The organism is Candidatus Zixiibacteriota bacterium (genome assembly GCA_040753875.1).
Taxonomy (GTDB): Bacteria; Zixibacteria; MSB-5A5; order GN15; family FEB-12; genus DATKJY01.
On sequence record JBFMDV010000013.1, the window covers coordinates 67,108 to 93,896 of the forward strand.

Annotated in this window: 30 protein-coding genes, 1 tRNA gene and 1 pseudogene; 31 read left to right on the forward strand and 1 reads right to left on the reverse strand. The window is 57.2% G+C overall.

Annotated elements, in window-relative coordinates:
- The first annotated feature begins 79 nt into the window (after nucleotides 1–79).
- From AB1644_05410 to AB1644_05545, 28 genes and pseudogenes are all read left to right on the forward strand, one after another.
- Nucleotides 80–2,074 (forward strand): flagellar hook-basal body complex protein, encoded by a 1,995-nt coding sequence (locus AB1644_05410; GenBank protein MEW6050484.1) that lies wholly within the window; start codon nucleotides 80–82, stop codon nucleotides 2,072–2,074.
- Between the two features lie 8 nt (nucleotides 2,075–2,082).
- The gene (locus AB1644_05415; GenBank protein ID MEW6050485.1) at nucleotides 2,083–2,307 is read left to right on the forward strand and encodes a flagellar FlbD family protein; all 225 of its coding nucleotides are present in this window, start codon (nucleotides 2,083–2,085) and stop codon (nucleotides 2,305–2,307) included.
- 2 nt (nucleotides 2,308–2,309) lie between these two features.
- A complete protein-coding gene (locus tag AB1644_05420) occupies nucleotides 2,310–2,906 on the forward strand; it encodes a flagellar basal body-associated FliL family protein (protein ID MEW6050486.1) in 597 nt (198 codons plus the stop codon).
- A gap of 12 nt (nucleotides 2,907–2,918) precedes the next feature.
- Complete coding sequence (gene fliM / locus AB1644_05425) at nucleotides 2,919–3,920, forward strand: flagellar motor switch protein FliM (protein ID MEW6050487.1); 1,002 nt, start codon at nucleotides 2,919–2,921, stop codon at nucleotides 3,918–3,920.
- A gap of 302 nt (nucleotides 3,921–4,222) precedes the next feature.
- Nucleotides 4,223–4,483: pseudogene (gene fliN / locus AB1644_05430) on the forward strand (flagellar motor switch protein FliN).
- Nucleotides 4,470–5,042: a flagellar biosynthetic protein FliO gene (gene fliO, locus AB1644_05435; protein ID MEW6050488.1), complete on the forward strand. Its 573-nt coding sequence runs from the start codon at nucleotides 4,470–4,472 to the stop codon at nucleotides 5,040–5,042. Before fliN ends, fliO begins: the two are co-directional and overlap by 14 nt.
- A 94-nt stretch (nucleotides 5,043–5,136) precedes the next feature.
- On the forward strand, nucleotides 5,137–5,889 hold the full coding sequence (gene fliP / locus AB1644_05440; GenBank protein MEW6050489.1) for a flagellar type III secretion system pore protein FliP: 753 nt from the start codon (nucleotides 5,137–5,139) through the stop codon (nucleotides 5,887–5,889).
- Between the two features lie 15 nt (nucleotides 5,890–5,904).
- Nucleotides 5,905–6,174 (forward strand): flagellar biosynthesis protein FliQ, encoded by a 270-nt coding sequence (gene fliQ, locus AB1644_05445; GenBank protein MEW6050490.1) that lies wholly within the window; start codon nucleotides 5,905–5,907, stop codon nucleotides 6,172–6,174.
- Nucleotides 6,175–6,402: 228 nt separating this feature from the next.
- On the forward strand, nucleotides 6,403–7,191 hold the full coding sequence (gene fliR, locus AB1644_05450; GenBank protein ID MEW6050491.1) for a flagellar biosynthetic protein FliR: 789 nt from the start codon (nucleotides 6,403–6,405) through the stop codon (nucleotides 7,189–7,191).
- Nucleotides 7,192–7,197: 6 nt separating this feature from the next.
- Nucleotides 7,198–8,268, forward strand: coding sequence for a flagellar biosynthesis protein FlhB (gene flhB / locus AB1644_05455; protein MEW6050492.1), 1,071 nt, complete (start codon nucleotides 7,198–7,200; stop codon nucleotides 8,266–8,268).
- Nucleotide 8,269: 1 nt separating this feature from the next.
- On the forward strand, nucleotides 8,270–10,345 hold the full coding sequence (gene flhA / locus AB1644_05460; GenBank protein MEW6050493.1) for a flagellar biosynthesis protein FlhA: 2,076 nt from the start codon (nucleotides 8,270–8,272) through the stop codon (nucleotides 10,343–10,345).
- Between the two features lies 1 nt (nucleotide 10,346).
- Complete coding sequence (locus AB1644_05465; protein MEW6050494.1) at nucleotides 10,347–11,468, forward strand: hypothetical protein; 1,122 nt, start codon at nucleotides 10,347–10,349, stop codon at nucleotides 11,466–11,468.
- Nucleotides 11,461–12,327: an AAA family ATPase gene (locus AB1644_05470; GenBank protein ID MEW6050495.1), complete on the forward strand. Its 867-nt coding sequence runs from the start codon at nucleotides 11,461–11,463 to the stop codon at nucleotides 12,325–12,327. The genes AB1644_05465 and AB1644_05470 overlap by 8 nt, the downstream gene beginning before the upstream one ends.
- Nucleotides 12,328–12,334: 7 nt before the next feature.
- The gene (locus AB1644_05475; protein ID MEW6050496.1) at nucleotides 12,335–13,207 is read left to right on the forward strand and encodes a FliA/WhiG family RNA polymerase sigma factor; all 873 of its coding nucleotides are present in this window, start codon (nucleotides 12,335–12,337) and stop codon (nucleotides 13,205–13,207) included.
- Nucleotides 13,208–13,235: 28 nt separating this feature from the next.
- The gene (locus AB1644_05480) at nucleotides 13,236–13,535 is read left to right on the forward strand and encodes a hypothetical protein (protein ID MEW6050497.1); all 300 of its coding nucleotides are present in this window, start codon (nucleotides 13,236–13,238) and stop codon (nucleotides 13,533–13,535) included.
- 18 nt (nucleotides 13,536–13,553) lie between these two features.
- Nucleotides 13,554–13,919: a hypothetical protein gene (locus AB1644_05485; protein MEW6050498.1), complete on the forward strand. Its 366-nt coding sequence runs from the start codon at nucleotides 13,554–13,556 to the stop codon at nucleotides 13,917–13,919.
- Nucleotides 13,920–13,944: 25 nt separating this feature from the next.
- Entirely contained in the window at nucleotides 13,945–15,129 is a 1,185-nt protein-coding gene (locus AB1644_05490) for a DUF2225 domain-containing protein (protein MEW6050499.1), read from the forward strand.
- A 32-nt stretch (nucleotides 15,130–15,161) separates the two neighbouring features.
- The gene (locus tag AB1644_05495) at nucleotides 15,162–15,893 is read left to right on the forward strand and encodes a PilZ domain-containing protein (protein ID MEW6050500.1); all 732 of its coding nucleotides are present in this window, start codon (nucleotides 15,162–15,164) and stop codon (nucleotides 15,891–15,893) included.
- A complete protein-coding gene (locus AB1644_05500; protein ID MEW6050501.1) occupies nucleotides 15,893–16,663 on the forward strand; it encodes a PilZ domain-containing protein in 771 nt (256 codons plus the stop codon). The genes AB1644_05495 and AB1644_05500 overlap by 1 nt, the downstream gene beginning before the upstream one ends.
- A 9-nt stretch (nucleotides 16,664–16,672) precedes the next feature.
- A complete protein-coding gene (locus tag AB1644_05505; GenBank protein MEW6050502.1) occupies nucleotides 16,673–17,215 on the forward strand; it encodes a PilZ domain-containing protein in 543 nt (180 codons plus the stop codon).
- Complete coding sequence (locus AB1644_05510) at nucleotides 17,202–17,834, forward strand: hypothetical protein (GenBank protein MEW6050503.1); 633 nt, start codon at nucleotides 17,202–17,204, stop codon at nucleotides 17,832–17,834. The genes AB1644_05505 and AB1644_05510 overlap by 14 nt, the downstream gene beginning before the upstream one ends.
- Nucleotides 17,794–18,681 carry a GAF domain-containing protein gene (locus AB1644_05515; GenBank protein MEW6050504.1) on the forward strand — a complete coding sequence of 296 codons (888 nt, stop codon included), beginning with the start codon at nucleotides 17,794–17,796 and terminating at the stop codon, nucleotides 18,679–18,681. Before AB1644_05510 ends, AB1644_05515 begins: the two co-directional genes overlap by 41 nt.
- A gap of 15 nt (nucleotides 18,682–18,696) precedes the next feature.
- Nucleotides 18,697–19,068 (forward strand): hypothetical protein, encoded by a 372-nt coding sequence (locus tag AB1644_05520; GenBank protein MEW6050505.1) that lies wholly within the window; start codon nucleotides 18,697–18,699, stop codon nucleotides 19,066–19,068.
- Nucleotides 19,069–19,221: 153 nt separating this feature from the next.
- On the forward strand, nucleotides 19,222–19,638 hold the full coding sequence (locus AB1644_05525; protein ID MEW6050506.1) for a response regulator: 417 nt from the start codon (nucleotides 19,222–19,224) through the stop codon (nucleotides 19,636–19,638).
- Between the two features lie 73 nt (nucleotides 19,639–19,711).
- Nucleotides 19,712–20,119: a response regulator gene (locus AB1644_05530; protein MEW6050507.1), complete on the forward strand. Its 408-nt coding sequence runs from the start codon at nucleotides 19,712–19,714 to the stop codon at nucleotides 20,117–20,119.
- Complete coding sequence (locus tag AB1644_05535) at nucleotides 20,119–21,531, forward strand: FapA family protein (protein ID MEW6050508.1); 1,413 nt, start codon at nucleotides 20,119–20,121, stop codon at nucleotides 21,529–21,531. The genes AB1644_05530 and AB1644_05535 overlap by 1 nt, the downstream gene beginning before the upstream one ends.
- A 75-nt stretch (nucleotides 21,532–21,606) precedes the next feature.
- Nucleotides 21,607–21,693 (forward strand) — tRNA-Ser (locus AB1644_05540).
- A gap of 128 nt (nucleotides 21,694–21,821) precedes the next feature.
- Nucleotides 21,822–22,424 (forward strand): dihydrofolate reductase family protein, encoded by a 603-nt coding sequence (locus tag AB1644_05545; GenBank protein ID MEW6050509.1) that lies wholly within the window; start codon nucleotides 21,822–21,824, stop codon nucleotides 22,422–22,424.
- Between the two features lie 462 nt (nucleotides 22,425–22,886).
- On the opposite strand, the gene AB1644_05550 is transcribed toward AB1644_05545, so the two are convergent.
- The gene (locus AB1644_05550) at nucleotides 22,887–23,396 is read right to left on the reverse strand and encodes a hypothetical protein (protein ID MEW6050510.1); all 510 of its coding nucleotides are present in this window, start codon (nucleotides 23,394–23,396) and stop codon (nucleotides 22,887–22,889) included.
- Between the two features lie 418 nt (nucleotides 23,397–23,814).
- On the opposite strand from AB1644_05550, the gene AB1644_05555 reads away from it, so the two are divergent.
- The 3 genes from AB1644_05555 to AB1644_05565 all read left to right on the forward strand — a co-directional run.
- Nucleotides 23,815–25,944, forward strand: coding sequence for a M1 family aminopeptidase (locus AB1644_05555; GenBank protein MEW6050511.1), 2,130 nt, complete (start codon nucleotides 23,815–23,817; stop codon nucleotides 25,942–25,944).
- Between the two features lie 37 nt (nucleotides 25,945–25,981).
- A complete protein-coding gene (locus AB1644_05560) occupies nucleotides 25,982–26,170 on the forward strand; it encodes a hypothetical protein (protein MEW6050512.1) in 189 nt (62 codons plus the stop codon).
- 402 nt (nucleotides 26,171–26,572) lie between these two features.
- Nucleotides 26,573–26,789: hypothetical protein (locus AB1644_05565; protein ID MEW6050513.1), on the forward strand; the 217-nt coding region annotated here is incomplete at its 3' end.

The window sequence follows — 26,789 nt, forward strand, 5'->3', positions numbered from 1 at the left end:
TGGAATACCAACATAATCCCAAGGCTGGACCCCATGGTGATGGGGAGGCCTGGCACTATCGCAAGGAGGATGTGATCCTATGATGGCATCACTGTACGCCGGTGTATCCGGTCTGAAAAACCACCAGGTCAAGATGAACGTCATTGGCGACAATATCGCCAATGTGAACACGATCGGCTACAAGCCGGGTCGCGTGAACTTTCAGGAAGCCCTGGTGCAGAACTACAAGGGAGCCGGGCGCCCCAACGCGGTAACCGGCGGTACCAACCCGCTGCAGCTCGGACTGGGCATGCAGGTGGCGACAATCGACAATCTGTTCTTACAGGGAGGTCTCGAGACCACCGGTCAGATTACCGATCTGGCGCTACAGGGTTCGGGATTTTTCATTCTCGGTGACAACAACAACAACCGTTTTTACACTCGTAACGGAGCGTTCGGTTTCGACGCCGATTCGAATCTGGTCGACCCGGCCACCGGTCTGTTCGTGATGGGGAAAATGGCCGATTCGACCGGTGTGATACCGTCGCTGGCGACTACCGGACGGATCCAGTTGCCGTTCGGTCAGCAGGACCCGGCACGGGCGACTGATATCGTCACCCTCGCTAATAACCTTGATGCCTCCGCGACCACGTCGCGCGCCTCACTGGTCGATGCCGGCGGTTCGGGTGTGGTGTCAGTTAGTGGCACAGCCACCAATGGTGTCGGCGGTACTCACTCCATCAGTATCACCGGTTCGCAGGCGCTCAATTCCACTGCTACCGGGGCGTCCGTCGGCAATGACGGTTCCGGTGGTGTGGTGCCGAACCTGGGTCTGACCATGACCCTTGGTTCATTGGGCGTGACCGATTTCACCAACTACGGATTTTCCGTCGATGGCGGCACGATGCAGGTTGTGACAGGTCTGAATGCCAATTCGACCATCGCCGACCTGCTCAATGCCACAAATCAGATCGAAGGGATTACGACTGAGTTGATCAGCGGTCAGGTGCGCGTTACGCGCACGAAAGCCGGCGCTCCGGCCGATTACAATTTCGTGTCGACCCAGGGACTGTATACCGCCGTTCCGGGGCCGGGCGCGGACACAGGAAATATCATTGGCGTCATTTTTGGCGCCAACGGCACCACCGTCCAGTCGGCCGGTGGAGCTGCCTCCACCTATGTGGCTACGGACACGTTCACTCCGGACCAGGGGTACGGAGCCGCTCTGGGGCCGCAGATTTCGACACTCGATCTGGTGTTCGATCAATCCACAGGAATGGTGATCGGATTGAGCGGTCTGGGTGAAGGCGGAGTTGAGATCGAGGCCGGGCCGGGCGGATTGACTGCCACTGGCGGCAACGACCTGCTGGTGCAGACTGAACCGACGGTCCATTCGACCTCCATCAATGTCTATGATTCCCTTGGCGGGAAACACACGATGTCGATTGAGTTCTACAAGTCGCTAGTGAAGAACCGCTGGGAGTGGTCCGCCTCGATGCTGGGCAACGAGGGGATCACCTCGGGTCAGCGCGGCTACGTGTCGTTCAACGGCGACGGCTCACTCAACACGTTCGACTATTTCGGGGGCGCTTCCTCCATACAGATCAGTCCGAACAACGGCGCCGGCGCCATGTCGGTGGCGCTTGATGTGGGCACGCCGGGGGCATTCGACGGCCTCACGGGTTTTGCCTCCGGGACTCACACGGCGGCATTGATCGGCCAGAACGGTTACGGGCTGGGGATCCTCGAGAAGGTCTCTATCGACCAGACCGGTAACATCTCCGGCATATTCTCCAACGGCGTGACGCGCGTGCTGGCGCAGATACTCCTGGCGGATTTCACCAACCAGGCGGGTTTGCGGAAAGCGGGCCGCTCGCTGTATCAACCGTCGGCGAACTCCGGTGACGCAGTGGAGGGTGTGGCCGGTGCCACGATCTCGGGCGATATCACTTCGGGTGCGCTGGAATCCTCGGCGGTCGATATCGCACAGGAATTCACGAACATGATCACCGCGCAGCGCGGCTTCCAGGCCAACGCGCGGATCATCACCACCTCGGACAACATGCTGGACGAGCTGGTGAATCTGAAGAGATAGGATAGGACATGATCAAGGTTACCCGCTTGAATGATTCGGAGTTGATCATCAACGCCGATCTGATCGAATTCGTTGAGGCGCTGCCGGACACGATCATCTCGCTGACTACCGGCAAGAAGATCGTGGTACGGGAGTCGCCGGATGAAGTGATCGAGCGGGTGGCCGAATTCAGACGGATGGCGAGTGTCCGGACAACAAGTCCGGACCTCGGCCTTGAAGCTGACAGGAGTTAGCTGTGGCCAAAGAAGAAGAAAAGACTACCGTAACGACAACGGCGACCGACGCCCCACCGTCCAAGCCGGCCAAATCCAAAAAGAAGCTGATTCTGTTTGGCGGCATCGGTCTGGGTGTGATACTCATCGGGGTTGCCCTGGCGTTGTTCGTGCTTCGGCCGATGATGTCCTCGCCCGCCGACACCAAACCGGCTGACGGACACGGGACGCCGGCGGCCAAGCATGTAGAAGCCAAGAAACCGGAATCGTCGCACGGCGCATCCGATAAGAACAAAAAGGGGGGACACGGTGAGGGCGGGTCCTCGGTGTACGAGATTGAGGATATCGTGGTTAATCCCGCCGGAACCGGTGGCTCGCGATTCCTTTCGGTATCGTTCGGATTCGACGTCCAATCCAGGGAGCTGGCCGACGAGATGGCGGCGCGCGAAGCGCAGGTGCGCGACGTGTTGATCACCATACTCTCGTCCAAGACCGTCTCCGACCTGACCGATCCGAAACAAAAAGAGATCATGCGGCTGCAAATCAAGAAACGGCTGTCGCAAGTGCTGAATACCGAACAACTGGCCGGTGTCTTCTACACCGATTTTGTATTGCAGTAAAGGCACAGGACTGTGGCAAAGATCCTTTCCCAGGACGAGATCGACGCGTTATTGACGACCGTCACCGCCAGCGATCAGGACAAAGAGGCGGACAGTTACGAAGACGCCAAGCTTCGCTCGGTGGTCGCGTATGATTTCAAGCACCCGAACCGTGTCTCCAAAGACCAGATTCGGACGCTTGAGAACATGCACGACAACTTCGCGGGGCATTTCAGCTCCACGTTGTCGGGCATGCTGCGGACGATCGTCGATGTCGACCTGGTGTCGGTGGACCAGATCACCTACTCCGAATTCATCATGTCGCTGGTGTCGCCGTCGTGCACGTATACATTCTCGGCGCGGCCGCTCGATGCCGTCTGCCTGGTTGATTTCAATCCCACGCTGACGTTTGCACTTATCGACCGCATGTTCGGCGGGCACGGCAAACTGCTGGAGACCGAGCGGGAGCTGACCGGGATCGAACGGTCGGTCATGGGGCAACTGGTCGGCAAGATGTATCACGAACTGGCCAAATCCTGGGAGCATATCGTCAAAGTAGAGATTCAGCAGCTGAGCTTTGAGACCAACCCGCAGTTCATCCAGATCGTGCCGCCGGGCGAGACCGTGGTGGTGGTGTCGTTTCAGGTGAAGCTGTTTCAGTCGACTGGACTGCTCACCATGTGCTACCCCTATGTGGCGCTGGAGCCGATCATCACCAAGCTTTCGGCACAGAACTGGATCGATGCCACCAAGCGGAAGAATATCGAGGCGGACCGCGCGATCAATGTCGTCAACATGAAGGAAGTCGAAAGCGATCTGTCGGCGCTCCTGTTGGAGTCGGAGATCAAGATGCGGGAGTTCCTGGCGCTCAAAGTGGGGGACATCATTCGTTCGGACAAGAAGATCCACCTCCCCATTGACATTTGTGTCAATCAGAGGGTGAAGTTCAACGCGCGACCGGGGCTGGCCGGCAAGAAGCGGGCGGTTCAGGTACTGGCGGTGATAGACAGGATGTCGAAGGAGTCGAGCATATGACGGAAGAAAAAGACCAGAACCAGAGCGGGCCGGATGAGCTGCTCTCGGCAGGGGGCGGTCAGGACGATCTGCTTGCTGCCTCCGGTGCTGCGGCACCGGAAGCAGGGCGCACTCCGGTGGGAGTCGTCAACAAGGGAGATGTTCCCGAGGACGAGGCCGAAGCCGCCATGCTGAAAATGCTGGAAGACCTGCCGCAGGAGTCGCAGGCCGTGTCGGCTGATGATATCAACTTTGGTTCTGCCTCGGTGTCCAAGGCGGAGTTCCAGCAGTTGTCGCAGTCGTCGTCGTCCGGCGAGCCGCGCAATATCAACCTGCTGATGGATGTCAACCTGCCCATCGCTATCGAACTCGGCCGCACCAAAATGACCATCGCCGACATTCTGAACCTTGGTCCCGGGTCGGTCGTGGAACTCAACAAGCTGGCCGGTGAGCCGGTCGACCTGCTGGTGAACAACAAAGTCGTGGCCAAAGGAGAAGTAGTGGTCGTGGACGAGAACTTCGGCCTCCGTATCACTCAACTGGTAACTCCCGAGGAAAGGTTGAAGTCGCTTGGCAACGAGTAGGTCCGAACATCGGCGAAAGCTGATTGCTGCCGCAACCGTCATTGGCGTGGCACTCGTGGGCCTTCTCCTGGTGACGATCGGCCGGAATGGCGAGTCGCGCAGTCTGTATGCGACTGGTGACACGCCGGTCGTGGACAGCTCGGCTGCCTCGACCAGCACCGGTCTTGTCGGTTCGGCGGCAGCGACCATCTCGATCCTCAAAATGCTGGCAGCGCTGGCGGTGGTCATTGGCTGCATTTACCTCGGCATCTACTTGCTTAAGAAGTTGATGGGCCGACGTCGTCGGGGCGGCGGCGCCGAGCGGATCCTTGAGATTCTCGAGACCGCCTATATCGACCCGAAAAAATCACTCTCATTGGTGCGAGTGGCGGACAAGTCGGTGTTGATCGGCGTCACCGACAATCAGATCTCGGTGCTGACCGAGCTTGACCCTGAGAAGACGCAGGCGTTGGCAACTGCGAACGCAACCGGCCAGCGCGGCAGTTTCGCCGGCCTGCTCAGATCGGCTACGGATAAACTGAAAGGAATGAGCGACAAAGGGAACCAATTGACGGTGTGAATCCAAAGTGTGTTGCCGCACTCTCATGGACATAGAGAGTCCGGTGAGCTCGTGACATGGATGTCACGATGATTGCTCGAAAGATATATAGGATATGAAGAAACTGCTTCTCTGCGTGCTGCCAGCGATAATCGTCTGCCTGGCACTGACAACATCGGTATCCGCTCAGGTTCTGCCCAAAGTCTCGGTCGAGGTCGGGAAGGCAGCCGGTCCCAAGGACCTTTCGGTCACTCTTCAGATTGTCATTCTTCTGACGGTGCTCGCCCTGGCGCCCTCGATTCTGATCATGGTGACATCGTTTGTGCGGATTGCCGTCGTTTTGTCCTTTCTGCGGCAGGCAATCGGTACGAACCAGATGCCGCCGAACCAGTTGCTTATCGGCTTGGCATTGATCCTGACATTTTTCATCATGTCCCCGGTGTTGAACACGTCGTACAACGACGGCGTAAAGCCGTATCTCGAAGAGAAGATCTCCAAAGACGAAGCCTTCGACAAGAGTGTGGCGCCGTTCCGCAAGTTCATGCTGTCGCAGGCACGTGAACAGGACCTGGCTCTGTTCGTCGGTCTGGCCAAGATTCCGCAGCCCAAGAACGCCGATGAGATACCCCTGCACGTACTGATTCCCGGCTTTGTCATCTCGGAACTGCGTACATCGTTCCAGATCGCCTTTGTGATCTTCATTCCGTTCCTGGTGATAGACATGGTGGTTGCTTCGGTGTTGATGTCCATGGGTATGATGATGCTGCCGCCGATCCTCGTATCGCTGCCGTTCAAGATCCTGTTGTTCGTTTTGGTGGACGGCTGGTACTTGCTGGTGAAATCGCTCGTGGAGTCGTTCCACATGTAGAGAGGAAATGATGCTATGACACCCCAAATGATCGTCAGTATAGGCCGCGAAGCACTCACCGTCACACTCCTGGTGGCGGCGCCGATGCTGCTGTTCGGGCTCATCATCGGACTTATCATTTCCATATTCCAGGCGGTGACGCAGATCAATGAAATGACACTTACGTTTGTCCCCAAGATCCTGGCGGTGTCGTTGGCTCTCTTGATTTTTCTTCCCTGGATGATCAACATGGTGACCGATTTCACACGGCATATGTTTGCGCTTATCCCGGCGCTGGTCGGATAAAACTAAAGTTTTTCAATCGGACTGCCGATCTATGTAGTCTGAACGATTTTCCTACAGCGCTGGTAATAATTTCCACAACCGGCCGATTTCCGTGCCGCCCCCCGTTTCTGTCGATTTCTAACTCATTGGATGCCGGGCGGTTATGACCGCTACAGATGCCGTTTCACTTTGGCACACGGTTTGTGATTACGGTCGGGCGATTGACCCGAACTGTAAGGAACACGAGCCTTGTTTGACTTTGTAACCTTCGCGGCCGACAGACTCCAGCTTTTCCTATTGATCCTGCTTCGCGCCTCGGGCCTGTTTCTGATCGCGCCGCTTCTGTCCAACAAAATGTTTCCGACGCAGGCCAAAGTGGGCCTGGTGATCCTGATCGGGATCATCATGGTCTCGACCATCGGCACGACCAGTGTCCCTCCGGTGATGACACTCTCGGACCTGATCGCCGTAGCCGCCAAGGAACTTCTGGTGGGTCTGTCGATCGGGTTCGTGTTTTCGCTTTTGATGATCGGCGTCCAGGCCGCCGGTGACATAGTCAGCTACCAGATCGGTTTTTCGCTGGCCGAAGTGCTGGACCCGCAATCCGGTGTCGCGACGACGACGCTCGGTCAGTTCTGGCTGCTTCTGGCTTCGCTGATTTTCCTAACGCTGAACGGTCATCATCTCATCATCACGGCCTTCAGCAACAGCTACGAAGTTATTCCGCCGGCGAAAGTCGCGCTGACTGGATCAGCGGTCGAGTTGATCCTCACCTACAGCGCCTACGTGTTTGTGATCGGGCTGAAAATCGCGGCGCCGGTCATCGTGACACTGCTGTTGACCGATGTCGCCATGGGAACGCTGTCCCGTCTGATGCCCACCATGAATGTCTTCGTGCTCGGATTCGGCCTCAAAGTTGGGATCGGACTGGTCATAATGGCGATGTCGCTGCCGGTATTTGCCTACGTGCTCGAAAAGAGCACCACCATGCTGAACAACGAATTGGGTCGCCTGATGGTGGCGCTGGGGAAAGCTTAGCGGATCATGGCTGAAGAGCAATATCAAGAACGAACTGAGCAAGCGACACCCCGACGGCGCGAGAAAGCCCGCGAAGAGGGGACGGTCGCGCGGTCGATGGAGCTCAACTCCGCAGTGATCATCCTGCTCGGCTTTGCCGGTCTGTTTGCCATCGGTCCGCATCTGGTCGACCAGTCCAAAGCGCTTATGCAGCATGTCATGGCCAACGCGCCGACCATTGCCGCGGCCGACCCTACGTTCATGAAAGTGTTTACCGATAACCTGCTTCGCTTCTTCGTGATCCTCACGCCGGTGTTCATTATGCTGTTCGTCATCGGGACGGCGGTGAACCTCGCACAGGTCGGATTCCACGTCAGCACCAAAGCGATGGCGTTCAAGTTCGAGAAACTCGATATCGCGGCCGGACTCAAGCGGTTGTTCTCCGCCCGGTCGGCGGTCGCCATGCTTCGCGACGCACTCAAGCTGCTCGTGCTCGGTGTCGTTGCCTACAAAGTCATCACCGACGAGTCGGAGCAGTTCTTCCTGCTGCCGGACCTGAGCATACCGCAGTTGGCCGGCACGATGGGGCGGCTGGCGCTCGTTATCGCCGTCAAGATCGGCGCCGCCATACTCGTGATCGCCGCGCTCGATTACCTCTATCAGCGCTACGAATTCGAGAAGTCCATTCGGATGTCCAAGCAGGACATCAAAGACGAATACAAGGAGACAGAGGGCTCGCCGCAGGTGAAAATGCGCGTCCGCCAAATTCAGCGCGAAATGGCCCGCAAGCGGATGATGCAGGAGGTGCCGAAAGCGGATGTGGTCATCACCAACCCCACACACCTGGCGGTGGCGCTGAAGTACGACGCTTCCCACATGAATGCACCGTTCGTGGTGGCCAAGGGAGAGCGTCTGATTGCTCAGCGTATCAAGGAGATCGCCCTTGAGAATGATATCCCGGTGATCGAAGACAAGGCCCTGGCGCGCGCCCTGTTCAAAATGTGCGAGGTGGGTCAGATGGTGCCGCACACGCTGTACCGCGCCGTGGCCGAGGTTCTGGCCTACGTCTATCGCCTCAAGGGAAAGGCGGTAAGCTGACATGGCGAAGCCGGCCACCCAGAATAATTTCCTGACCATGCTCGCCGGGCGTTCCGACATCGCCTTGGCGGTCGCGGTTATCGGAATTGTCACCGTGCTGGTGATCCCGATCCCGCCGGTCCTCCTGGATTTCTCGTTGGCGTTCAATATCACGTTCTCGCTGGTGATACTGCTCACTACGCTGTATATCACCCGCCCGCTCGATCTGTCGGTCTTCCCGGGGCTGCTTCTGATCATCACGCTCATGCGCTTGTCGCTGAACGTGGCCTCCACACGGCTGATTCTCGGCCAGGGGTATGCCGGTGAAGTGATCAACTCGTTCGGCAATTTCGTGGTCCAGGGGAACTACGTGGTCGGGTTTATCATCTTCTGCATCCTGGTAGTGATACAGTTCATCGTCATCACTAAGGGTGCAGGGCGCATTTCCGAAGTTGCGGCACGTTTCACGTTGGACGCCATGCCGGGCAAGCAGATGGCAATTGATGCCGATCTGAACGCAGGCATTATCAACGAGAGTGAAGCTCGCCGTCGCCGCGAAGAGATCGCGCGAGAAGCTGATTTTTATGGCGCAATGGATGGCGCCTCCAAGTTTGTGCGCGGTGATGCCATCGCCGGCATCATCATCACGCTCATCAACATCATCGGCGGCTTCATCATCGGTGCGGCCATGAAGGGGATGGATATCACCGATGCTCTTCGCACCTACACGCTGTTGTCGATAGGTGACGGTCTGGTGACTCAGATACCGGCCCTGCTGGTGAGTACGGCATCCGGTATCATCGTCACGCGCGCCGCCTCCACTTCCAACATGGGAAAAGATGTCGCGACCCAGTTATCGCGCCAGCCGCGAGCCATCTTTGTCGCCGCGGCCGTGCTGCTGCTCCTGGGCGTCGTGCCGGGCATGCCGACGATCACGTTTCTTGCACTCGGGCTTACCGTTGGCGGTATCGGGATGCTCACGCGCCAGGCTGAGCGGTCTCGCATCGAAACCGAGCGACAGGAAGCACTCCAGAAACAAGCCAAACCCACCGAGGCCAAAGAGCGCACCGAAGACCTCCTGAAAGTGGATACCATCGGCCTGGAGATCGGCTATGGCCTCATCCCGCTCGTGGACGCCAATCAGGGAGGAGATCTGCTCACTCGAATTTCTTCTCTCCGCAAGCAATTAGCGACCGAGCTTGGGATTCTGGTGCCGCCGATCCGCATCCGCGACAACGTGCGGCTGAAGCCGAACGAATATCAGATCAAGATCAAGGGGATTCGTGTGGCCGGGTCCGAGCTCATGCTCGATCATGTGCTGGCCATCAATCCCGGATATGTTCGCGACCAGCTCGATGGATTCCAGACCAAGGAGCCGGCGTTCGGTCTCGATGCAACCTGGATACTCCCCACGTTGCGCGAGGTTGCCGAAGCCCGACAATTCACGGTGGTTGAGCCGTCGGCGGTACTGGCTACGCATCTGACTGAAACGACACGGTCTTCGGCGTCCGAGATATTGACCCGCCAGGATGTGCGGCGTCTGGCCGACACCCTCAAGGAAGATTACCCGGCGCTGGTCGATTCGGTCATCCCGGATATCCTGCCGCTCTCAACGCTGCACAAGATCCTCCAGTCCCTCCTGGCCGAGCGGATTCCGATCAGGGATCTGGCTACGATCGTGGAGACAGCTTCGGATTACATCCACGTCACCAAAGACAGCGATGTGCTGGCCGAGTATGTGCGGATGTCACTCAAGCGACAGATCTCCGAGCTCTATAAGGATCAGACCAGCAAGATCAATGTGTTCACGATCGACCCGGCGGTTGAACAGAAGCTGGCTGATTCGATTCAGAACACCAAGCAGGGACTCATGCTGGTGCTCGATCCGGCATTGACCGAGACACTCCTGGCCAGGATCGGTGAGCAGGCCGAGCGGCTGCAGAACGGCGGCTTCACGCCGGTCTGTCTCTGCTCGCCCAATATCCGACTGGCGCTGCGACGCCTGATCGAATCCAGCCACCCGGGAACCGCCGTGGTGTCATACAACGAGATTCTCCCCAATGTCGAATTGGTTTCTACCGGGACAGTGAGGTTATAGGATGATCATCAAGACCTACACCGCAGACTCGGCTTCATCGGCCCTGAAACGTGTGCGCTCCGAAATGGGACCCGGTGCAGTCGTACTAAAGACTCGTCAGGTGCAGCCCTTCGGTCCCAATCGCATCGAAGTTACCGCCTGCCTGGACAAGCCGGCTGATTTGCCGAACACACCGAAGCGTGACCAGCGCAGCAACCGCATGGCAGCGCGCGTTGATCAAACAGTTGCTTCGAATAGCGAACTATCTCAGCCGGTACCATCATCCGTCAGTGCTGAATCGGAAACGAAGCTCCGTTTGCTTGAAGCGAAGATCGATTCGCTGACGCGACTGATCTCAGTGTCGCGCGGGCCAAGTTCACTGCCTGAATCGACCAACCCCTTCGCCGATGCGCTTCGCAACAGCGATGTTCCCGAATCGGTCATTGCCCAACTCCTCGGCAGCTTGACTATGAACGCCGGTACGACGCACGACCCTGCCCAGGAGATCCTGCGACAGATGACCGTCTATCTCTCCGAGCGAATGCTCCCGCAACTGAGTTTCAAACCGGGAGATCGCGTGCTGTTGGTGGGGCCTGCCGGCTCCGGCAAAAGCGCCGTGATGGGAAAACTGGCCGCCCGATTGGTATTTCAGGAAAAGCAGAAGGTTACGCTCGCATCACTCGATGATGTCAAAGTTGGCGCTCATGAAGAGCTTCAAAGCTACGCCGACCTTTTGGGCACGCCGGCCATGAGCGACTGCGACATGCTGAAGGAGACCGACAAGAAGAGCGTCACGCTTATCGACACGCCCGGTTTGCCGACCGATAACGTCAAGCTGTCGGAACTGGCACAAGTCGCCTCAACGCTGAAGCTGACTCACACGATTGTGGTCCTTTCGGCGCTGATGCGGTCATCGGATGTCGAATCGATCGTTCGCCGGATGCAGACCGTCAATCCAACCCACGTGGTGTTGACGATGCTCGATGTCACTTCGCGATGGGGTGGAGCTCTCGCGGCGGTCGAGCATTCAAATCTCAAGATTGCTTTTGTTACCAACGCGCCGGGGGGAAAGGGGACACTAAACGCTCCGGATCCGGCTCTGTTCGCGCGGACGCTTCTGAACACGGAGGTAAACCGTGGCTAAGCTGTTTTTCAAGCGCAACGAGCATTCCGGCGTGACACCGAGCGGCCGGCTTATATCCGTGCTGTCCGGCAAAGGGGGAGTGGGGAAGTCGATCATTGCCATGAATCTGGCCGACCAGTTGAGCCGGGCTGGACATCGAACTCTTCTGGTCGACGCCGATTTTTCCTCAGGCGACCTGCACATTCTATCAAACAGACGGAATGACATTGGTGTCGCCCAAGTGATCACCGGTCAGCTATCACTTCGCGAAGCGGTGTCGTCTGCCACAGACTCGTTTGACCTGCTGGCCGCAACCGGTCATCGGGAGCTGGCCGACGGAAATGCGATCGCAGCCACCGCCTCGTTCATCCAGCTCCTTCGCGAACAGACGTCATCCTACGAATTTGTTATTCTCGACCACGGCTCCGGGGTGTCCGACCAAGCGGCTGTGCTGGCGCACGCATCGGATCTGAATGTTCTGGTACTTCTGCCGGAACTGACCTCGATTGCCGATGCCTTTGGCCTTTTCAAGCATGTTCTGGCTGCCCACGATGAGCTTGACTGTCGGTTCCTGGTAAACAGAGTCGTTTCAGCCGAAGAAGCCGAGTATATCCGCCAAAAATTCATGGCTGTCACAGACCGCTTTCTGGGGCGTGCGCCTGAGTATCTGGGATCAATCCCCGAAGATTCTCAAGTCCGCGCCTCAGTTGCGGCGCAAGCGCCACTGGCGGCCGTAACGCCGGGCGCGCCGGCCAGTATTGCCATCCGAAGCGTAAGCAACGAGCTGGTGGACTGCCTCACGGTTCACGGCAAGTCCACCAGACTCTCCTATTTCAATGCAAGTAATAAAACCACGGCTCCAGCCGATATAAGAGGATAACCTGCATATGGTTAGCACGGTTAAGGGAACGCTCAAGAAGCGCGGTAGAAAACCGAAGACAACTACCGTTACCAAGCGTGTCGTGTATGAGACCAGCAAGAAGCCGAAGAAGTGGGACGTCACGTCGCGCGATTGGACACGCTATCAACGCTTGCAGACAAGCGAAGCGCGTCAGGAGTTGATCGGCAAGTATCTGCCGTTGGTGCGGACGGTTGCGGCCCGTATGGCCATGGGATTTCCTCGGTCGGTTGAATTGACCGACCTGGTGAACACCGGAGTGATCGGATTGATCGAAGCGTTCGGTAACTTCGATCCGGATCGCGGCGTCAAATTCGAGACCTATGCGGTCCCGCGAATTCGTGGCGCCATCCTTGATGAACTGCGCGCGCTGGACTGGGTCCCCCGGTCAACGCGGGCCAAATCACGGGAGATCGAGCGGGCTATGGTGCAACTGGAAAACGAATTGGGGCGGCCGCCGGAAAACGCCGAGCTGGCCAAACATCTCAAAATAACTGAGAACGAACTGCATCTGGCGATCGACGATGTGTCCAGTACCGGCATTCTGTCGCTGGATGAGGTCGTGTATCGCGAAGATGACAACCGTCAGGTGCCTCGGGTCGAGACGGTCCGTGACGCCGCCGCAGCCAGCATTCTCGGTGATATCGAAAAAGGCGAACTCCGTTCCTTTCTGGTGGTCGCGATGGACCGTCTGACCGAACAGGAGAAACTGGTCATCGCCCTGTATTACTACGAGGAGCTGACGCTGAAGGAGATCGGTGAAGTAATGTCCATCTCCGAGTCGCGCGTTTCGCAGATCCACACGCGCGCCGTCATGAAACTCCGCAATATGGTTCGGGAGAAGTTCGCCCTGACCGCCTGATGAAGGCGCCGCGGCGCAGGAGTTGGCGATGGATAGTCCCATTGATCCGGTCGAAAAGATGGTGCCGTATGTGCCCTCGGACCGTGTGGACCATTTGCATCGTCACGATCGGGACAAGCAGCGGAAATTCGCGAAAGCGCTTCAGGAAGAACTTGAGGATGAGCGCCGAAAAAAGTCTCGCGATTCCGACGAGGATGAAGTCGTCATCGAGAATTCTGAGCAGGCCGGGCAGGAAGCCTCCGCCGGTTCCGACGACGGCGACCAGGAGGCGGAACGGGAACCCGAACCACAACAAGAAACAAATGAACACATTGATGTGAAAGCATAACGGGAGCACGAGACGAAAATGGGAATTTCAAACAACCAACTGATCGATATCGCGCTGAACGTGGCCGGTTCGCTGGCGGCCGGCGGCCTGTGGCTGGTCATCTTCTCGGCTCTGCGCAAGCGGCGGGATACCGAGTCGGTTCCGCGGCCTGCGGTGAACTCGTCGAGGCCGATCACCACGCCACCCAAAGGGGACCAACGCCAGGCCGAATTTGTCAATTTGCGGCATTCGCCGGACGCATCAAAGCCGAGCGCGTTCACGCGCAACCGGGCCGAGGTGATCCGCATTGCCCGCGAGATGCTCGAGTCTGGTTCCACAGCCGACAAAGTGAAAGAGTTGCTGCCGATTTCCGAAGGGGAGTTGGCCATGCTCATAGGTCGATAAACAACAAGCGGCGGAGATAAACATCATGGCAATGGAAAGCCCCTTTCTCTTATTCAAGGTCGAGTGCCCGATCTGCAAGACGATCAATGAATTCGAGACCATTCGGGTAGGTGCCTACGCCGAAGAAGATCGCGACACCGATTTCTGTCCGCGGAATATCAAATGGCGATTCCCACGCTATCAGGCGTACAACCCACTGGTGTTCTTCACCGGCACCTGCACCAACTGCTACTATTCGCGTGAGTTCACCAACGCCTACAAAGAGTGGAAGAACGACGTCAATTTCAAGACCTACCGGTTGAAGACGGTCAAGTCCAAACACCTTGACCAGCTGGCCGCCGCCGATTCCGTCGTCAAGCTGGTTGGCACGGCGATCGATGTCAACCGGTATCCGAACGAGTCCGCCATTCTCAAGCTGCTCTTGGCGATCTACGACGAACAATTGGCGGACCACTACAGCCGCCTCGATGTTGGCCGCTTTTATCTGCGCGTCGCATGGGTGTTCCGCGATATGGAGCACACCGAGAATCCGAACCTCATCCTCCTGCGCGAATTCATGCGCGAGATCGAGGAAAGTCGCGGCCGTCTGACCGAAGGGGCGGCAGGTGTCCGCTCGGACGCCGACGCCTTCGCCGAGACGATCCATTCCCATTTCAACAGCTCCCAGCTCACGGCGGACATCAAGGCGCAGATGTTGTCATTCGGCGAACGGTACGACCAGCAGATCAGGGCCGTTCATGACCGCGTAAGCGCCATGGAGCAGCAGATCAGCGATCTGACCTCGCTCATCGCGGAATACCGGACCACCTTGATCGGGAACGAAAGCGGCAGCGGACAGGTCCCGTTCGGTCAGTACCCCTCGTTCGTCGAGTTTCTGCACCGGGTCCAGCGCGTCTGGAGCGGCGCTGTTACCAACGAGCGGGAAGCGCTGGAGAGATCGGTTCAGTATTACAAGGAAGCTTTCGCCAACGGCAAGGATATCGCGCCGGGCAACCAGCAGATACAGGCATCGTATCTGATCGCCGAGCTATCCCGCCGCATCGGCGATTTCGACGAGGCCAAGCAGTACTTCACCAGTACGATCAAGTCGGGCCAGGAGTTCATCTACCAGAATCGTCACGACTCGTCGCGCACGGCGCTGGCGCGGAAGATCCTGGAATTGGCCATAGAACAAGGACGAATGAACCTGGCGGCATCGCGACCCGCCTGAGCACAACACAGGAACTGAACGTGCAAGCGGTGATGTTACAATTGTCCCAGCCTTTGAAGGTCTGGGAGCGAATCGAGATCCAGGTAGGGGACGGCGAGAACACTGGTCGCTACCTGGCCCGCATACAGGATTTTGTCGACAATGGCATCGCCATTACCGAGCCCGAGTTTTTGGCCGGGCGCAGCCTGCTCCGCGAGGACGTCCCGGTGACAGTGGTGGTAACGCGCCAAGACGCCGCCTATCAGTTTCAGTCCCGTATCAAGTCATTTTCAGCCCACGATCGCCGGCGGTTTGTCTTGACCGGCCCGAGCCAGATCGAACGAGTCCAGCGGCGGCGCTTCGTGCGTCTCGATGTCGTCAGTAAGCTGACATACGCCGTGATACCGGTGACGATCAACTGGGCCGAGGCCGATTACCAACTCACGTGGCATCACAGTCAAAGTGCCGATTTGAGCGCCGGGGGCATCCGGTTCCGTGTGCATGAACCGTTGGCTGTCGGCTCGCTGATGGCACTCAGCATCGATCTGTTCAAACAACATGGGCTGCCGCCGCGGGTGGCTGCGGTTGTGCGAAGGAATGCGCAGGTCGACCAGGAATTGGCGGTGGGGGCGGAGTTCATTCTCGCAGAACAACTGCCGCTCTTCTTCAAGGCGTCCGGCGACCTGCCCGCCGAGTTCCTATCCTTTGATATGCGCATGCAAAACGAATTGGTAACCTGCATTTTCCGGGCGCAGATCGAGCTTCGCCGGAAAGGACTGCTCTGATGGACACGGTATCCGGCGTGGGGTTCCAGGATCATCTGGCGATAAACGTATCGGCTCTCGACCTGTCATCGCTGGTCGGGCGGGAGATCAAGCTGTTCTCGGAGCAATTCCCGGGCAAGGAAATCATGTCCAGGGTGGTGCTGGCGCAGGAGCGCGAGCTGCTCATCGACAGTGGCGGCAAGTCGACCCAGATCGACAATCTCGTGCATGGCCAGACGGTCATTCTCCAGTTTGCCTACCGGGGCCAGGCGGTTTCCGTCAAGGCGTCGCTGCGTCGTTCCAGCGGCAACCGCTGCCATCTGATACTCGATGATCGCGTCACGCCGCTCTGCCAACGCAAATTTCGCCGCATCCCCATCGAGCGAGCGGTCCGGCTGGCTGCGTTCCCTCCCCTCACGTTTCGCCGCAAAAATCTATCGAGGCTTCGTTGGATCGAGACGCACCTCATCAATTTCTCAAGCGGAGGCGCACTGGTGACTATCCCGGGCTACCTTGAGCGTGGTGTCTACCTCCTCGTGAGCATCGACCTGGGACAGGGCGCCTTTCCGCCGATGGTGCTCGGCCAGGTGCGACACTGCTACGCCATCGAAAACGGCGCCTTTCATGTGGGGATGGAGTTTGTCGTGTCCGAGGTAGGCAAGCGACAACTGCCGCCGCCCGCTATGAAAGAACTGCCCGCGGTCGTTCTGAGCTACGACGCCCGTCAGCGGGAGAGTCTGAACAAGAAATTACTGGCATGGACGCCAACTGGCGATAACCAGCAAATGTGAAGGTGAACAATGTCACAGAAATCAAAAATCCGATTCATCCACGACGTGCCAACCACGGAAACCGACATCGTTGTCCAGCGCCCGTTCAAGCTCGAGCGCGACGAGATGCGGCGCTTCGTGCGTCTCGAGATCACGTCCCCCATGTCGCTCAATAAGATCCGCGACACGGCCGGTAATTTCTGGCCCCAGGGGGACCGCCACACCATCCACGGACATATCCTGAATATTTCCGGCGGTGGCGTGCTGGTGGAAGTTGACCAGCAGCTTGATGAGGGAGACGTGGTGATCATGCGATTCACGCTGCAAGACGTGGAGAATCTCGACTGGGTGCTCGGGCTGGTCAAGCGATCCGATCTGGACGAGAGCTCGTATTTGGTAGGCATAGAATTCATCACACGCGAGGCTCTGGTCGACCTGTTCACGCGCGCCCAAATGGACCTGTTGCCGGCCCACCTGCACGATTTCAACGAGGGCGTTCGTATGATGCTCAACAAGTACATCCGCAGCCAGCGCCGGATCGCCGCCTCGGGGAACAACCATGGTTCGCGGTAGTTGGTCGCTGTGCGCGGTCCTGTGCTTCGTTCTTGCCGGAACGGCGATGGCCGGCGGCGCCGGACTGCTGATATACGTCCAGCCGGCCGAATTGGCCTGGGCCGACACTAACCTGGCTGCCCGGCTGCAGGCGCGACTGGCGCTCAAGTCCTTTCAGCAAATCACCATTGTTTCGGCTCAGGACAGCAGCTTTCCGGGCGTGAACGCCTCGCAGGAGAATCTCATGGCCTGGGGGCGGGGCCGTGATGGGACCGGATTGTTGGTCGTATCGATTACCGATGAACGGCTGGAACGGCGCAAGTCGTTCCACGTGCCGCTGGTATTTCACAAATGGGAGACGATGGGCGTGATCGAAGGGCGGTACCGCCTGTTCGACCTGCAGCGACTCCGGATGACGGCCGCCGAGCCGTTCAGTATCGAACAGCACGGCCCTCGCGTGTTTCAGGGTACGATGGACGACAATATCGATGACCCGGACATCCATCTCCGGGCGCCGGACAAAGTGCAGTTCTTTTCACGGCTCGAAGATCAACTTATTGAGCGGCTGGTGGAGCGGGCGCAGCCGTTGACGGGAAAACATGACAGGGAAGCCTACGCACAGAAAACCAAGGGAAAATGAGTCTGTCGGGCCGCTGTCGGCCGCAGACATTTTTCAGGACCTGACCAGGCTGGGGCGCGAACGGAACGCGACCGACCAGATGGCGCTTGACATCCTGCACCACGTGCAGAACTGGGCCGGTTTTGATGCCGGCACGCTCTATGTGTACGTGGAGGAAAAGCGCCGGCTTGAGGCGGTCGCCAGTATCGGCGAACAGGTCGATACGCTCGGATTTCTGTCCATGGGGCACGGCCAGGGACTGGCAGGCTGGTCCAGCCTGGCCAACCGACCGGTGCTGCTTGCCGATCGTACCGGCACCATCGGCTTCAATCCGGAACGGGATTTTGGGACATTCGCCTCCCTGCCTCTGCCTGCAACTGTCGGGACGATCGGCGCTCTCAATCTGGGGTGGCGCTGCCCGAAGGCTTGTGACGAACCGTTGTTCCAGATGTTGCTCTCAATCGCCGATCAGGTCGGACTAATCATGGAATGCTCGCTTTGCCGTCAACGTCAGAACGCGGTGCAAGTCCGACTGGCCCAAGTGCTCGAGGAACGTCCTATTTCGACAACGCCGGAGGATTATAGCCGACGGCTTGTCTCGGCCCGCGAATTTGCGGCGACCCTGAAGTACCAGATCAATGACCCGTTGTCTATCATCGTCGGCAATGCCCAGTGCCTGCTCGCCGAAGAGACGACGTTCAGTCAAAAGCATGTGTCGCGGCTACGGCGAATCGAAGAGGCGGCGCTTCGCATCAATGAGATTAACGACAAGCTCCGGCAGCTCGACAGTCTGCTGGCCGCCGCTGCAAAGACCGAGGTCCCCCCCGCGACATCAAAAGCGGGCGCTCATCGAACCGCGAACAAATAACGGAAGTAAGCACACATGACCGGTTCAATCGAACAGAAACATCGTCGTGACCTGGCCCTGTTGGAGGAAGTAGATGCCCTGGGCGAAGAGGTCAAAACGTTGGCGCTCAACCTGGCCATCTATCTGGCCAAGATCAAGGCCGAGGCCAATTCCGAGGCGCTCAATCGAATGGAGCCGGATTTCATCAAACTGGTCAACGGAACTGTCCGCGTGGTACAGGAAATGACCGCCATTCTCAATGCCGCCCGCAACATGGAGAGGATGGTATACGAGGTGCCATCAGGCACGCTCCGTGACGACCGACTGGAGGCCAGGCTCCGTTCCGTATTGGAACAGTGCGGGCAGATCCTCGGGGCGTTATCGCAAAGCAAGGACATCAGGGCATGACCGGCGTGCCCGAGAGTGCCCCCCTGGTGCATGCTGCCGGGCCTAAGGCATGTGATTCTACGACCGATACATAAGTTATAGACCACCGCTCGGCCGGGCCGTACCTACCCGGTCGGGGCGGTTTGACAGCAGGTGTACGTGGAGAATGACCCTATGCAGCCGGCCAAATTGGACAAGCTGACCGCCATGGCGCACGAGCAGGGGAGGCCTTTCAGAATCCTGATCGTCGATGACGAACGGTGGGTGCGCGAGGTATTTCGTGACTACTGTGCGCTCACGAAAGTGTTCGAGATCGACCTTGCCCACAGCGGCGAGGAGGCCATCCGCATGGCCGCCGCCCAAACGTATGACCTGATCACCATGGATCTAATCATGCCGGAGACTTCGGGCCTCGAGGCACTCGGCGCCATCAAGCGCGCAAACCCGAAGACGCCGGTCATGGTGGTCACCGGCAACGCCACGGATAAGCTGGTGCACGAGGCCGGTGTGCAGGGCGCGAGCGGCGTGATGTACAAACCGATACTGCTTGAGGACTTCATTTCGGCGTTGGTCGATCGGCTGGAACGGTAACGTTCGGGCCTTCGGGATAACGGTGCGGGGAGCGAACCGGTTGGAGCGTTACAGGTGACGGATGAAGAATGCCATGGTAATACTGGTTGTCGACGACGAAGCCATGATGAGGGCGCTGCTGGAGAAGATCCTCTCGCGCGACGGATACCAGGTGCTCTCGGCCACCGACGGAGCTGCCGCGCTGGAAATTCTCAAGAGCCAGAAGGTCAACCTCGTTATCTCCGACATCAAAATGCCCCGCCTGAACGGCTTTGAATTACTCAAGGCGATCAAAACCGATTTCCCGCATATATCAGTGATCATGATGACGGCATGCGGTGACACGTTTTCGGTCAAAGATGCGCTGCTGCTGGGCGCCGACGAATACATCACCAAACCGTTCAAGAGCTACGAGATCGCGCTGGTAGTCGAACGGGCATACTGGCGATTGCTGTCGGCCGAGACCCTAACCAACGCCGCGCCTGAACTGCCGGGTGACTGATGACGCCCGATACGACGCAGATCGGCGCCAAACAGCGCTGCCGGGTCACCGCCTCCAAGGACCTCATGACCGCCATGATGGTGGTTTTTCCGCCCGAGGGTAACTCGCCGGACCCGACGGTCGAAGAACTCCTGGCCGAACTGGGCGCAGCCGGTGTGACGTTCGGTATTGACCGCGACGCGATCGAACAGTGCCTCGCCGATCACGTGTACAACGAACCGATCAAAGCGGCGGTGGGCAAACTGCCGGTCAAGGGGGAGAACGCACAATTCATCTATCATTTTGACACCACCGGTCACCATGCACCTCAACAGGGCGAAGACGGGCGGATCGACTACCGGAATATGCGCTACATCCAGAATGCGGAGCCGGGTACCGCCCTGGTGAGCAAGAAACCGCCTACCACCGGAGAGCCCGGCACCAATGTGTACGGAAAAGAAGTTGCGGCGGCGCCGGGGCGCGATTTTGCGCTCAAGGCCGGGATGAACACCAGGGTCTCCGAGGATGGTCTTTCAGTGGTCGCCAGTGCACCCGGCGCCATAGTCTTCGCTAACGGAGAGGTTTCGGTCAAGGATGTCCTCACCATCAATGGTGATGTCGATATCAGCGTCGGCAACCTCGATTGCCGCGGCTCGGTGCATGTTCGCGGTCATATCAAGGCCGGGTTCAATATCACGGTTGACGGTCACCTCGAAGTTGACGGCACGGTGGAAGACTCCGTTATCCGCGCCAAAGGGAATGTGCTTGTCCGGGGCGGTTTTTTCGGCAACGGCTCAGGTGAAATGCATGCCGATGGCGATATCACCGTCAAATTCGCCGAAGGTCAGAAATTGATCGCCGGAGGAAGTCTCATCGTGGGCGGCGAACTCATCAACTGCCAGGTCACCGTCCGCGAGAATGTCCAGGTAAAGGGCAAGAAGGGGAAGATCATCGGCGGCGATATCCGCGCCGGCAAGGAGATCAGGGCCTCGGAACTTGGCTCGGAGAAAGGGACGGTTACCAATCTTCGCGTCGCGTATGATGCTCGTCTGATCCAGGAATATCAGGAGACGAGCAAGGAAGCGGCCCGACTGAAAGCCGACAGCGAGCGGATCAAGGAAGCGCTCTACGCTCTGCTTCGATTGCAACTCGACGGCAAACCCCCGCCCGACAAAAAAGAAGCCATGGAGAAGCTGCGGCAGTTCCAGAAGGATCTGCCTAAGAACATCGAGGCGCTGGCCGTTCGAAAGAAAGAGATCGAGAACAAGCTCCGCGAACTGCACGATGCGCGGATCATCGCCGAAGACCGCCTATACGGGGGAGTGAAGGCGTATTTCGGTATCGTCTACCGTGAGATCATGGAAGAGTACCGCACCTGTAAGCTGACCTCAGACGGCAGCCAGATTTCACTGACAGACTTCAAGGGGAACTGATCGCGGCGCCAAAAAAGGATTTGGCCCGACCGTCGTTTCTCTCTATATTTGCCCGACAATTTGAGTTCGTTGTACGGAGAGGTGGCCGAGCGGTCGAAGGCAGCTGCCTGCTAAGCAGTTGACTCCGGAAGGGGTCCCAGGGTTCGAATCCCTGCCTCTCCGCTGACATTGTCTGTTTTGCGCTTCGCGGCCATGAACGAAGGATTGGTGAACTGTGGATTGAAAAATCTCCTGGAGAAATAATCAAACGAATTTGCCGCCAAAAAGTAAAGTTATTACAACATAAACATATGAGAAAAATAGTTGTCCAGGAGTTTATTACATTAGACGGAGTAATGCGGGCACCTGGTGGGCCGGAGGAAGATACATCGAGTGACTTTGAGTATGGTGGCTGGACTGCGCCGTATTTCTACGAAGCTGACGAAGAGGCTGGTGCGTTGATGCAAAAATGGATGAAGTCTGCAGATCTTCTTTTGGGCAGGAAGACATTTGAGCTCTTTGCTGCCTACTGGCCTAAACACGCAGAGATGTGGCCAGGTATCATGGATGTCACCAAATACTGCGTAAGTATTACTATAGACAAGTCAGATTGGAAAAATTCAGTTTTCCTGAAAAGCGTCGATGACATCAAAAAGCTTAAAGCTTCAGAAGGTTCTGAGATCCATGTAATAGGCAGTGGTAACCTAGCCCAGACGCTGTTCAAACAAGATCTGGTCGACGAGCTAAGGTTGATGACGTTCCCAATCACACTCGGTACGGGCAAGCGTTTGTTTGGTGAGGGTACTATTCCTGCAGCCTTTACACTAATAGACAGTTTGATTTCATCAAACGGCGTGATTTTCGCCAGTTACAAGCGAGCTGGTGAAGTCAAGACGGGTACTATAGGGGCTTAAAGCGGAAAGAATTCGCCGCCAAAGAAAAACTTGAAATCGTCCTTTTCGCTCCGGTTCATAGCGAGGCGGGCGGAAGGGGTGTGTGGCGGGAATTCTGCCCGCCGAGCCCGGCGATATCCGTTCGGATATTTTTAATCAGACACCGCCAGTGAGATCGTTTGTCGTGTCGAAGCGACAGGTTCGACCTGTTCTCGATCCCTTAAAACTGCGTGGATAACTGCAGCGGGTACAGCCCAGAATTGAGTGAGTGGTCGATATCAAACCGATTGAACTGCGTTTCCAGCTTGATCGCGACAGTGCGGGCTGGCCTGTGACGAATGCCGATCTCGTTGCGCTTGAGCGGGTAGTCTCAGAACTCTCTCACGCCCGTCGAGGCGGTCACCTTCCGGGGCATAGCGGACCATATCTCTCTTTCTTATTGACGTAGAGGACCGGAACCTTAGTCTGTCCCCGGAGACCTGGTCAGTGCCTGGAAAGGTCGAGCGTCCGTGATGACGGAATCGCCGATGAAATGACGGTCCCCAGCACCACGCCGCTCAAACCTCCCCAGAATGAGCCGCGGCTGGTGTATTTGTGAAAGATACCGGGCGAGGCCCCCGGATCGAAGATCACCCGTTCGGCAAAGTGTCCCAGCCCTGTTCCGAGCACCAGACCGCCGATCACGTAGGCCAGTTGTGGCCGCCCCGACCGCTTATAGGTGATCTTCTGGACCCGTGGAAGAGAGATCGATGTATCGGTTGTTTCGGTAACCCGCTTGAAGGACAGAAACAGGGCCGTATCGAGCCGGCTGATGTACATATAGCGGCCTTTGATCGAGCGCTGGTCTGTGGTCGCAACCGTAATCCGTTCTCCCGGGCGGATTGTCCTCTCGATTGTTGTGACGGCCGAGGCGATCTGAGGCGCGCTGTCCTTTGTCTCAGATGCAACCGCGTTTCCCAGCAGCAACAGCGGCATGACGATTCGTCCAAGCATGATTCAGGCTCCTTAATCCGGTTAATGCTGCCTGCGCAAAGCGAAATCGCAGACATAGGTTCTCGGTTCTTTGACTACAATTCTCTCGACCGCGGTCTCGAAGCTGTCTTGTTCCACAGTCAGCGTGTAGGTATGTCCGAGAACCAACGAATCGAATCGGTATTGGCCCAGGCTCGACGTTGTATCCGCACACCGCGAAACCAGAAGGCAATCGACGTGCCGCGCCTTCTTCGGTCAGGCGGACAATGCTGTAATCTGCCATAAATCATCGAGTTAGATTGACACGTTTGCAGGCTGTTGATCGCATGCGGGTGGTAAGTGTCTTCTTCGGGACGGCTAATTGGTATCCGCAGCAGAAATACCGGTTGCCGACAACCGCCATTAAGTCGTTTCTTGCAATCACCAAAAGGAGAGACGCATGTTTTGCAGAATCGCAGCTTTCGTCGTTTTGACCAGTTTTAGTTGTTCGACACTCGCAAAAGAGCCGACAATCACGCCTGTCAAGTTTCACAACCACGATCTACAAGTCGCGTTACAAGTGCCTACGCACAGCGCCAATATTGAGGACGCAGGCTCGTTCACTATCTATTCCGGCTGGAATCTTTTCTATCTCAATCGGACCGCCGATATGAAGACATTCGAAGTGAACGGCAAGCCCATGTCATTCCGATTGGTTTCCTTGAGCGATACTGCACAACTGCCAGATAATCTCCGTACGGGGCTGCCGCCTCTTGAGGTAGAACGCGAGGTCAAGCTGGTCCTGTTCGAATCCCGGCGAGCAGACTCCACATCGTTCGCGTTGAAGTTTCAGTCAGTTTTCGACGACCCGGTTGAGAACGTGCAGTTCTCCCGTGAGAAGGTCGGCAATGAGGTCGCGGGCACTATTCTCGATCAAGGTTCATATCTCAGTTCGGCAGCTTTTTATTACCCTCAAGGTCAGGAGAAATTCGCGAAGTTCCGTCTGACGGCCGACATTCCTGCTGCCTGGGTGTCTGTTGCCGATGGCAATCCGGTATCGGAAGGAATTCTCGGAGATCGGAAGATCCAGACCTGGGAGAATCCGTTCCGGTCCGACGGCTGCGTCTTTATGGCGGCACCGTATGCAGTCAGGACAACCACGGTCGACAGCATTATCGTGGCGACGTACTTTTTCGTGGCCGACACCGGACTGTGCGACAAGTATCTCAAGGCCAGCGCCGACTACATCCGCATGTATCAGGAACTGATCGGGCCGTATCCGTTCCGACAGTTCACCGTGGCCGAGAACTTTTTCCCCACCGGCTACGGCATGCCGGGCTGGACGCTTCTGGGGCAGAGCGTGCTTCGTCTGCCGTTCATTATCACATCATCGCTGGGACACGAGGTGCTGCACAACTGGTGGGGGAACAGCGTGTATGTCGACTACGAGCGCGGCAATTGGTGCGAGGCGGTCACGGTCTATGGTGCGGACTATCGCTACAAACTGAACGAGTCTCCGGACGCGGCCAAAGAATACCGGAAGGGGATTCTCAAGGAATATCTGAGTTATGTCAATTCGGGGAATGATTTCCCGATTCGCAATTTCAAATCCCGCACCAGTGTTGAGACGCGTACGATCGGCTACAACAAAGCGATGATGGTGTTCCACATGATTGAAGAGCGAATCGGGACGAAGGCGTTCTTCGATGCGTGGAAGCTGGTGTACAAGGAGCATCTTGGCCGCGCCATCTCGTGGGAGGAATGGATCGATGCTTTCCAGAGGACCAGCGGTCAGGACCTGTCGTACATTATTCCTCAGTGGATTGACCAAACGGGCGCTCCTTTCCTGGCCGTGCAAGACGTGACGAGCGGTCCGGGAACAGTACAGGGAACGCGCACGATTCATGCTACCCTCACGCAGAGCGGTGGTACGCCGTACACGCTTCGGGTTCCGGTGCGTATCGGTGGAGCAGCGACTGCGATTGACACCACGGTGACCATGTTATCGCCATCTACAGTAGTTGAACTCACCGTGCCGGAGTCGGCAACTTCTTTGACGGTCGATCCGGACAACCATCTTTTCCGACGGCTGTACCCTGAAGAGGTTGAGCCGATCATTTCGGCGGTTCTGGGTGCGCCTCAAAAAGGTCTTGTTTCTTTCGCCTCTGACGAACTCGCAGGAGCCGCATTTGCGGCGTTCGGCAGCGCGTTGCTTGAGGACACGGCGAAGGTGCTGAGCGCATCCGCGCTGGACGGGTTGTCGAAGGAGACGGCGCCGATACTGCTCAATCCATCGACGCTCCCTGACTATATCAGTCGTCAAGTCACTAACCGTGCCGATTCCGTGACCGTGGCAGGCGTATCGTATGCGCTGGTCGGCCACACGTTCGTGCTGGCCGGGCAGAATTGGAACGGCTTTGCCAAGTATCTTGTAATCCTTACAGGGGATTACGGCTCACTTCCTCGACTGGGACAACTGGTGCCGCACTATGGGAAGTACTCCTATCTCGTGTTCGAGGGTGCGAAGAATGTCGGAAAGGGGCAGTGGAGCGTGACCGAGTCGCCGCTGCGAGTTGTGCTGAGCAAGTAGCAGGTTTCGACTCTGCTCGACGCGACTGAAAGCGTACGTGGTAGATGCGGCGCGAGTCGGTTCGCTTGACTTGATCATGGCGATCATCTTTGCGACAGCCAATGACGCCGCACCGTACATGGGGGCGGCGTATTGGATTCCGGCGTTCTGGGTTCCTGCTCTTCTGGTGACGCATTATATCACGTTTGTAGTGCTGTTGAATCGACGGCCGCAGGCAGTCGCGTAGCTCGCGAGACGCGCACACGGTGCGTGCAATTTGAGTTCGTTTTCCCGAGTGGAATGAACCAACTCCTTGTGGCACAACGATCGATTGGGTTCGTTTTGTCATTTTTTAATTTTTTCGTTTCGTACTCTTCCAGCGGTGGTGGTGGCCAGACAATCTCCCTTAATGCAAAAACGACGATGAAATCTCTCGTGCTTACGGGCATAGGTATTCCTGAGTCTTGTCATAAACATGCAGGTGCTCAAAATCAGTGGAGATTTTGTAGGGAAAGTGGGGAAGCGGAGTGGGTCACCCGCTACCGGAGAATGGACAAAAAAATCTTAATGTTCCTCTTGACACGCGGGGGGGGGGTATTCGTTATACTTGAAACAAGACGAGGGAAACACCTCGGGAGGTTTAAGTGACATGAGAGTGCGAACACTGACTGCTGTTTGCGTTGTGCTTTGCGGGCTGGTGAGCTTGCTGTTGCTTGCCTGCAGCGACGGACCGACAAAACCAAAGCCTCCCGAAAAGGAGTATCCGTTTTACTTCCGAAGCAACGCGTTCACGTACTATCGCTTCCATCCCGTTTCCAAACAGATAGATACAATTGTACTACCATATCGCTCGTTTCCCAACATTG

Coding starts and splice junctions, on each gene's coding strand:
- AB1644_05480 (MEW6050497.1), top strand. CDS start 13,236: ATGGATAGTCCCATTGATCCGGTCGAAAAGATGGTGCCGTATGTGCCC.
- fliP (MEW6050489.1), top strand. CDS start 5,137: ATGAAGAAACTGCTTCTCTGCGTGCTGCCAGCGATAATCGTCTGCCTG.
- AB1644_05485 (MEW6050498.1), top strand. CDS start 13,554: ATGGGAATTTCAAACAACCAACTGATCGATATCGCGCTGAACGTGGCC.
- AB1644_05525 (MEW6050506.1), top strand. CDS start 19,222: ATGCAGCCGGCCAAATTGGACAAGCTGACCGCCATGGCGCACGAGCAG.
- AB1644_05520 (MEW6050505.1), top strand. CDS start 18,697: ATGACCGGTTCAATCGAACAGAAACATCGTCGTGACCTGGCCCTGTTG.
- AB1644_05555 (MEW6050511.1), top strand. CDS start 23,815: ATGTTTTGCAGAATCGCAGCTTTCGTCGTTTTGACCAGTTTTAGTTGT.
- AB1644_05415 (MEW6050485.1), top strand. CDS start 2,083: ATGATCAAGGTTACCCGCTTGAATGATTCGGAGTTGATCATCAACGCC.
- AB1644_05410 (MEW6050484.1), top strand. CDS start 80: ATGATGGCATCACTGTACGCCGGTGTATCCGGTCTGAAAAACCACCAG.
- flhA (MEW6050493.1), top strand. CDS start 8,270: ATGGCGAAGCCGGCCACCCAGAATAATTTCCTGACCATGCTCGCCGGG.
- AB1644_05515 (MEW6050504.1), top strand. CDS start 17,794: ATGACAGGGAAGCCTACGCACAGAAAACCAAGGGAAAATGAGTCTGTC.
- AB1644_05475 (MEW6050496.1), top strand. CDS start 12,335: ATGGTTAGCACGGTTAAGGGAACGCTCAAGAAGCGCGGTAGAAAACCG.
- AB1644_05545 (MEW6050509.1), top strand. CDS start 21,822: ATGAGAAAAATAGTTGTCCAGGAGTTTATTACATTAGACGGAGTAATG.
- AB1644_05505 (MEW6050502.1), top strand. CDS start 16,673: ATGTCACAGAAATCAAAAATCCGATTCATCCACGACGTGCCAACCACG.
- AB1644_05530 (MEW6050507.1), top strand. CDS start 19,712: ATGGTAATACTGGTTGTCGACGACGAAGCCATGATGAGGGCGCTGCTG.
- flhB (MEW6050492.1), top strand. CDS start 7,198: ATGGCTGAAGAGCAATATCAAGAACGAACTGAGCAAGCGACACCCCGA.
- AB1644_05510 (MEW6050503.1), top strand. CDS start 17,202: ATGGTTCGCGGTAGTTGGTCGCTGTGCGCGGTCCTGTGCTTCGTTCTT.
- AB1644_05500 (MEW6050501.1), top strand. CDS start 15,893: ATGGACACGGTATCCGGCGTGGGGTTCCAGGATCATCTGGCGATAAAC.
- fliQ (MEW6050490.1), top strand. CDS start 5,905: ATGACACCCCAAATGATCGTCAGTATAGGCCGCGAAGCACTCACCGTC.
- AB1644_05535 (MEW6050508.1), top strand. CDS start 20,119: ATGACGCCCGATACGACGCAGATCGGCGCCAAACAGCGCTGCCGGGTC.
- AB1644_05550 (MEW6050510.1), bottom strand. CDS start 23,396: ATGCTTGGACGAATCGTCATGCCGCTGTTGCTGCTGGGAAACGCGGTT.
- AB1644_05465 (MEW6050494.1), top strand. CDS start 10,347: ATGATCATCAAGACCTACACCGCAGACTCGGCTTCATCGGCCCTGAAA.
- AB1644_05495 (MEW6050500.1), top strand. CDS start 15,162: ATGTTACAATTGTCCCAGCCTTTGAAGGTCTGGGAGCGAATCGAGATC.
- AB1644_05490 (MEW6050499.1), top strand. CDS start 13,945: ATGGCAATGGAAAGCCCCTTTCTCTTATTCAAGGTCGAGTGCCCGATC.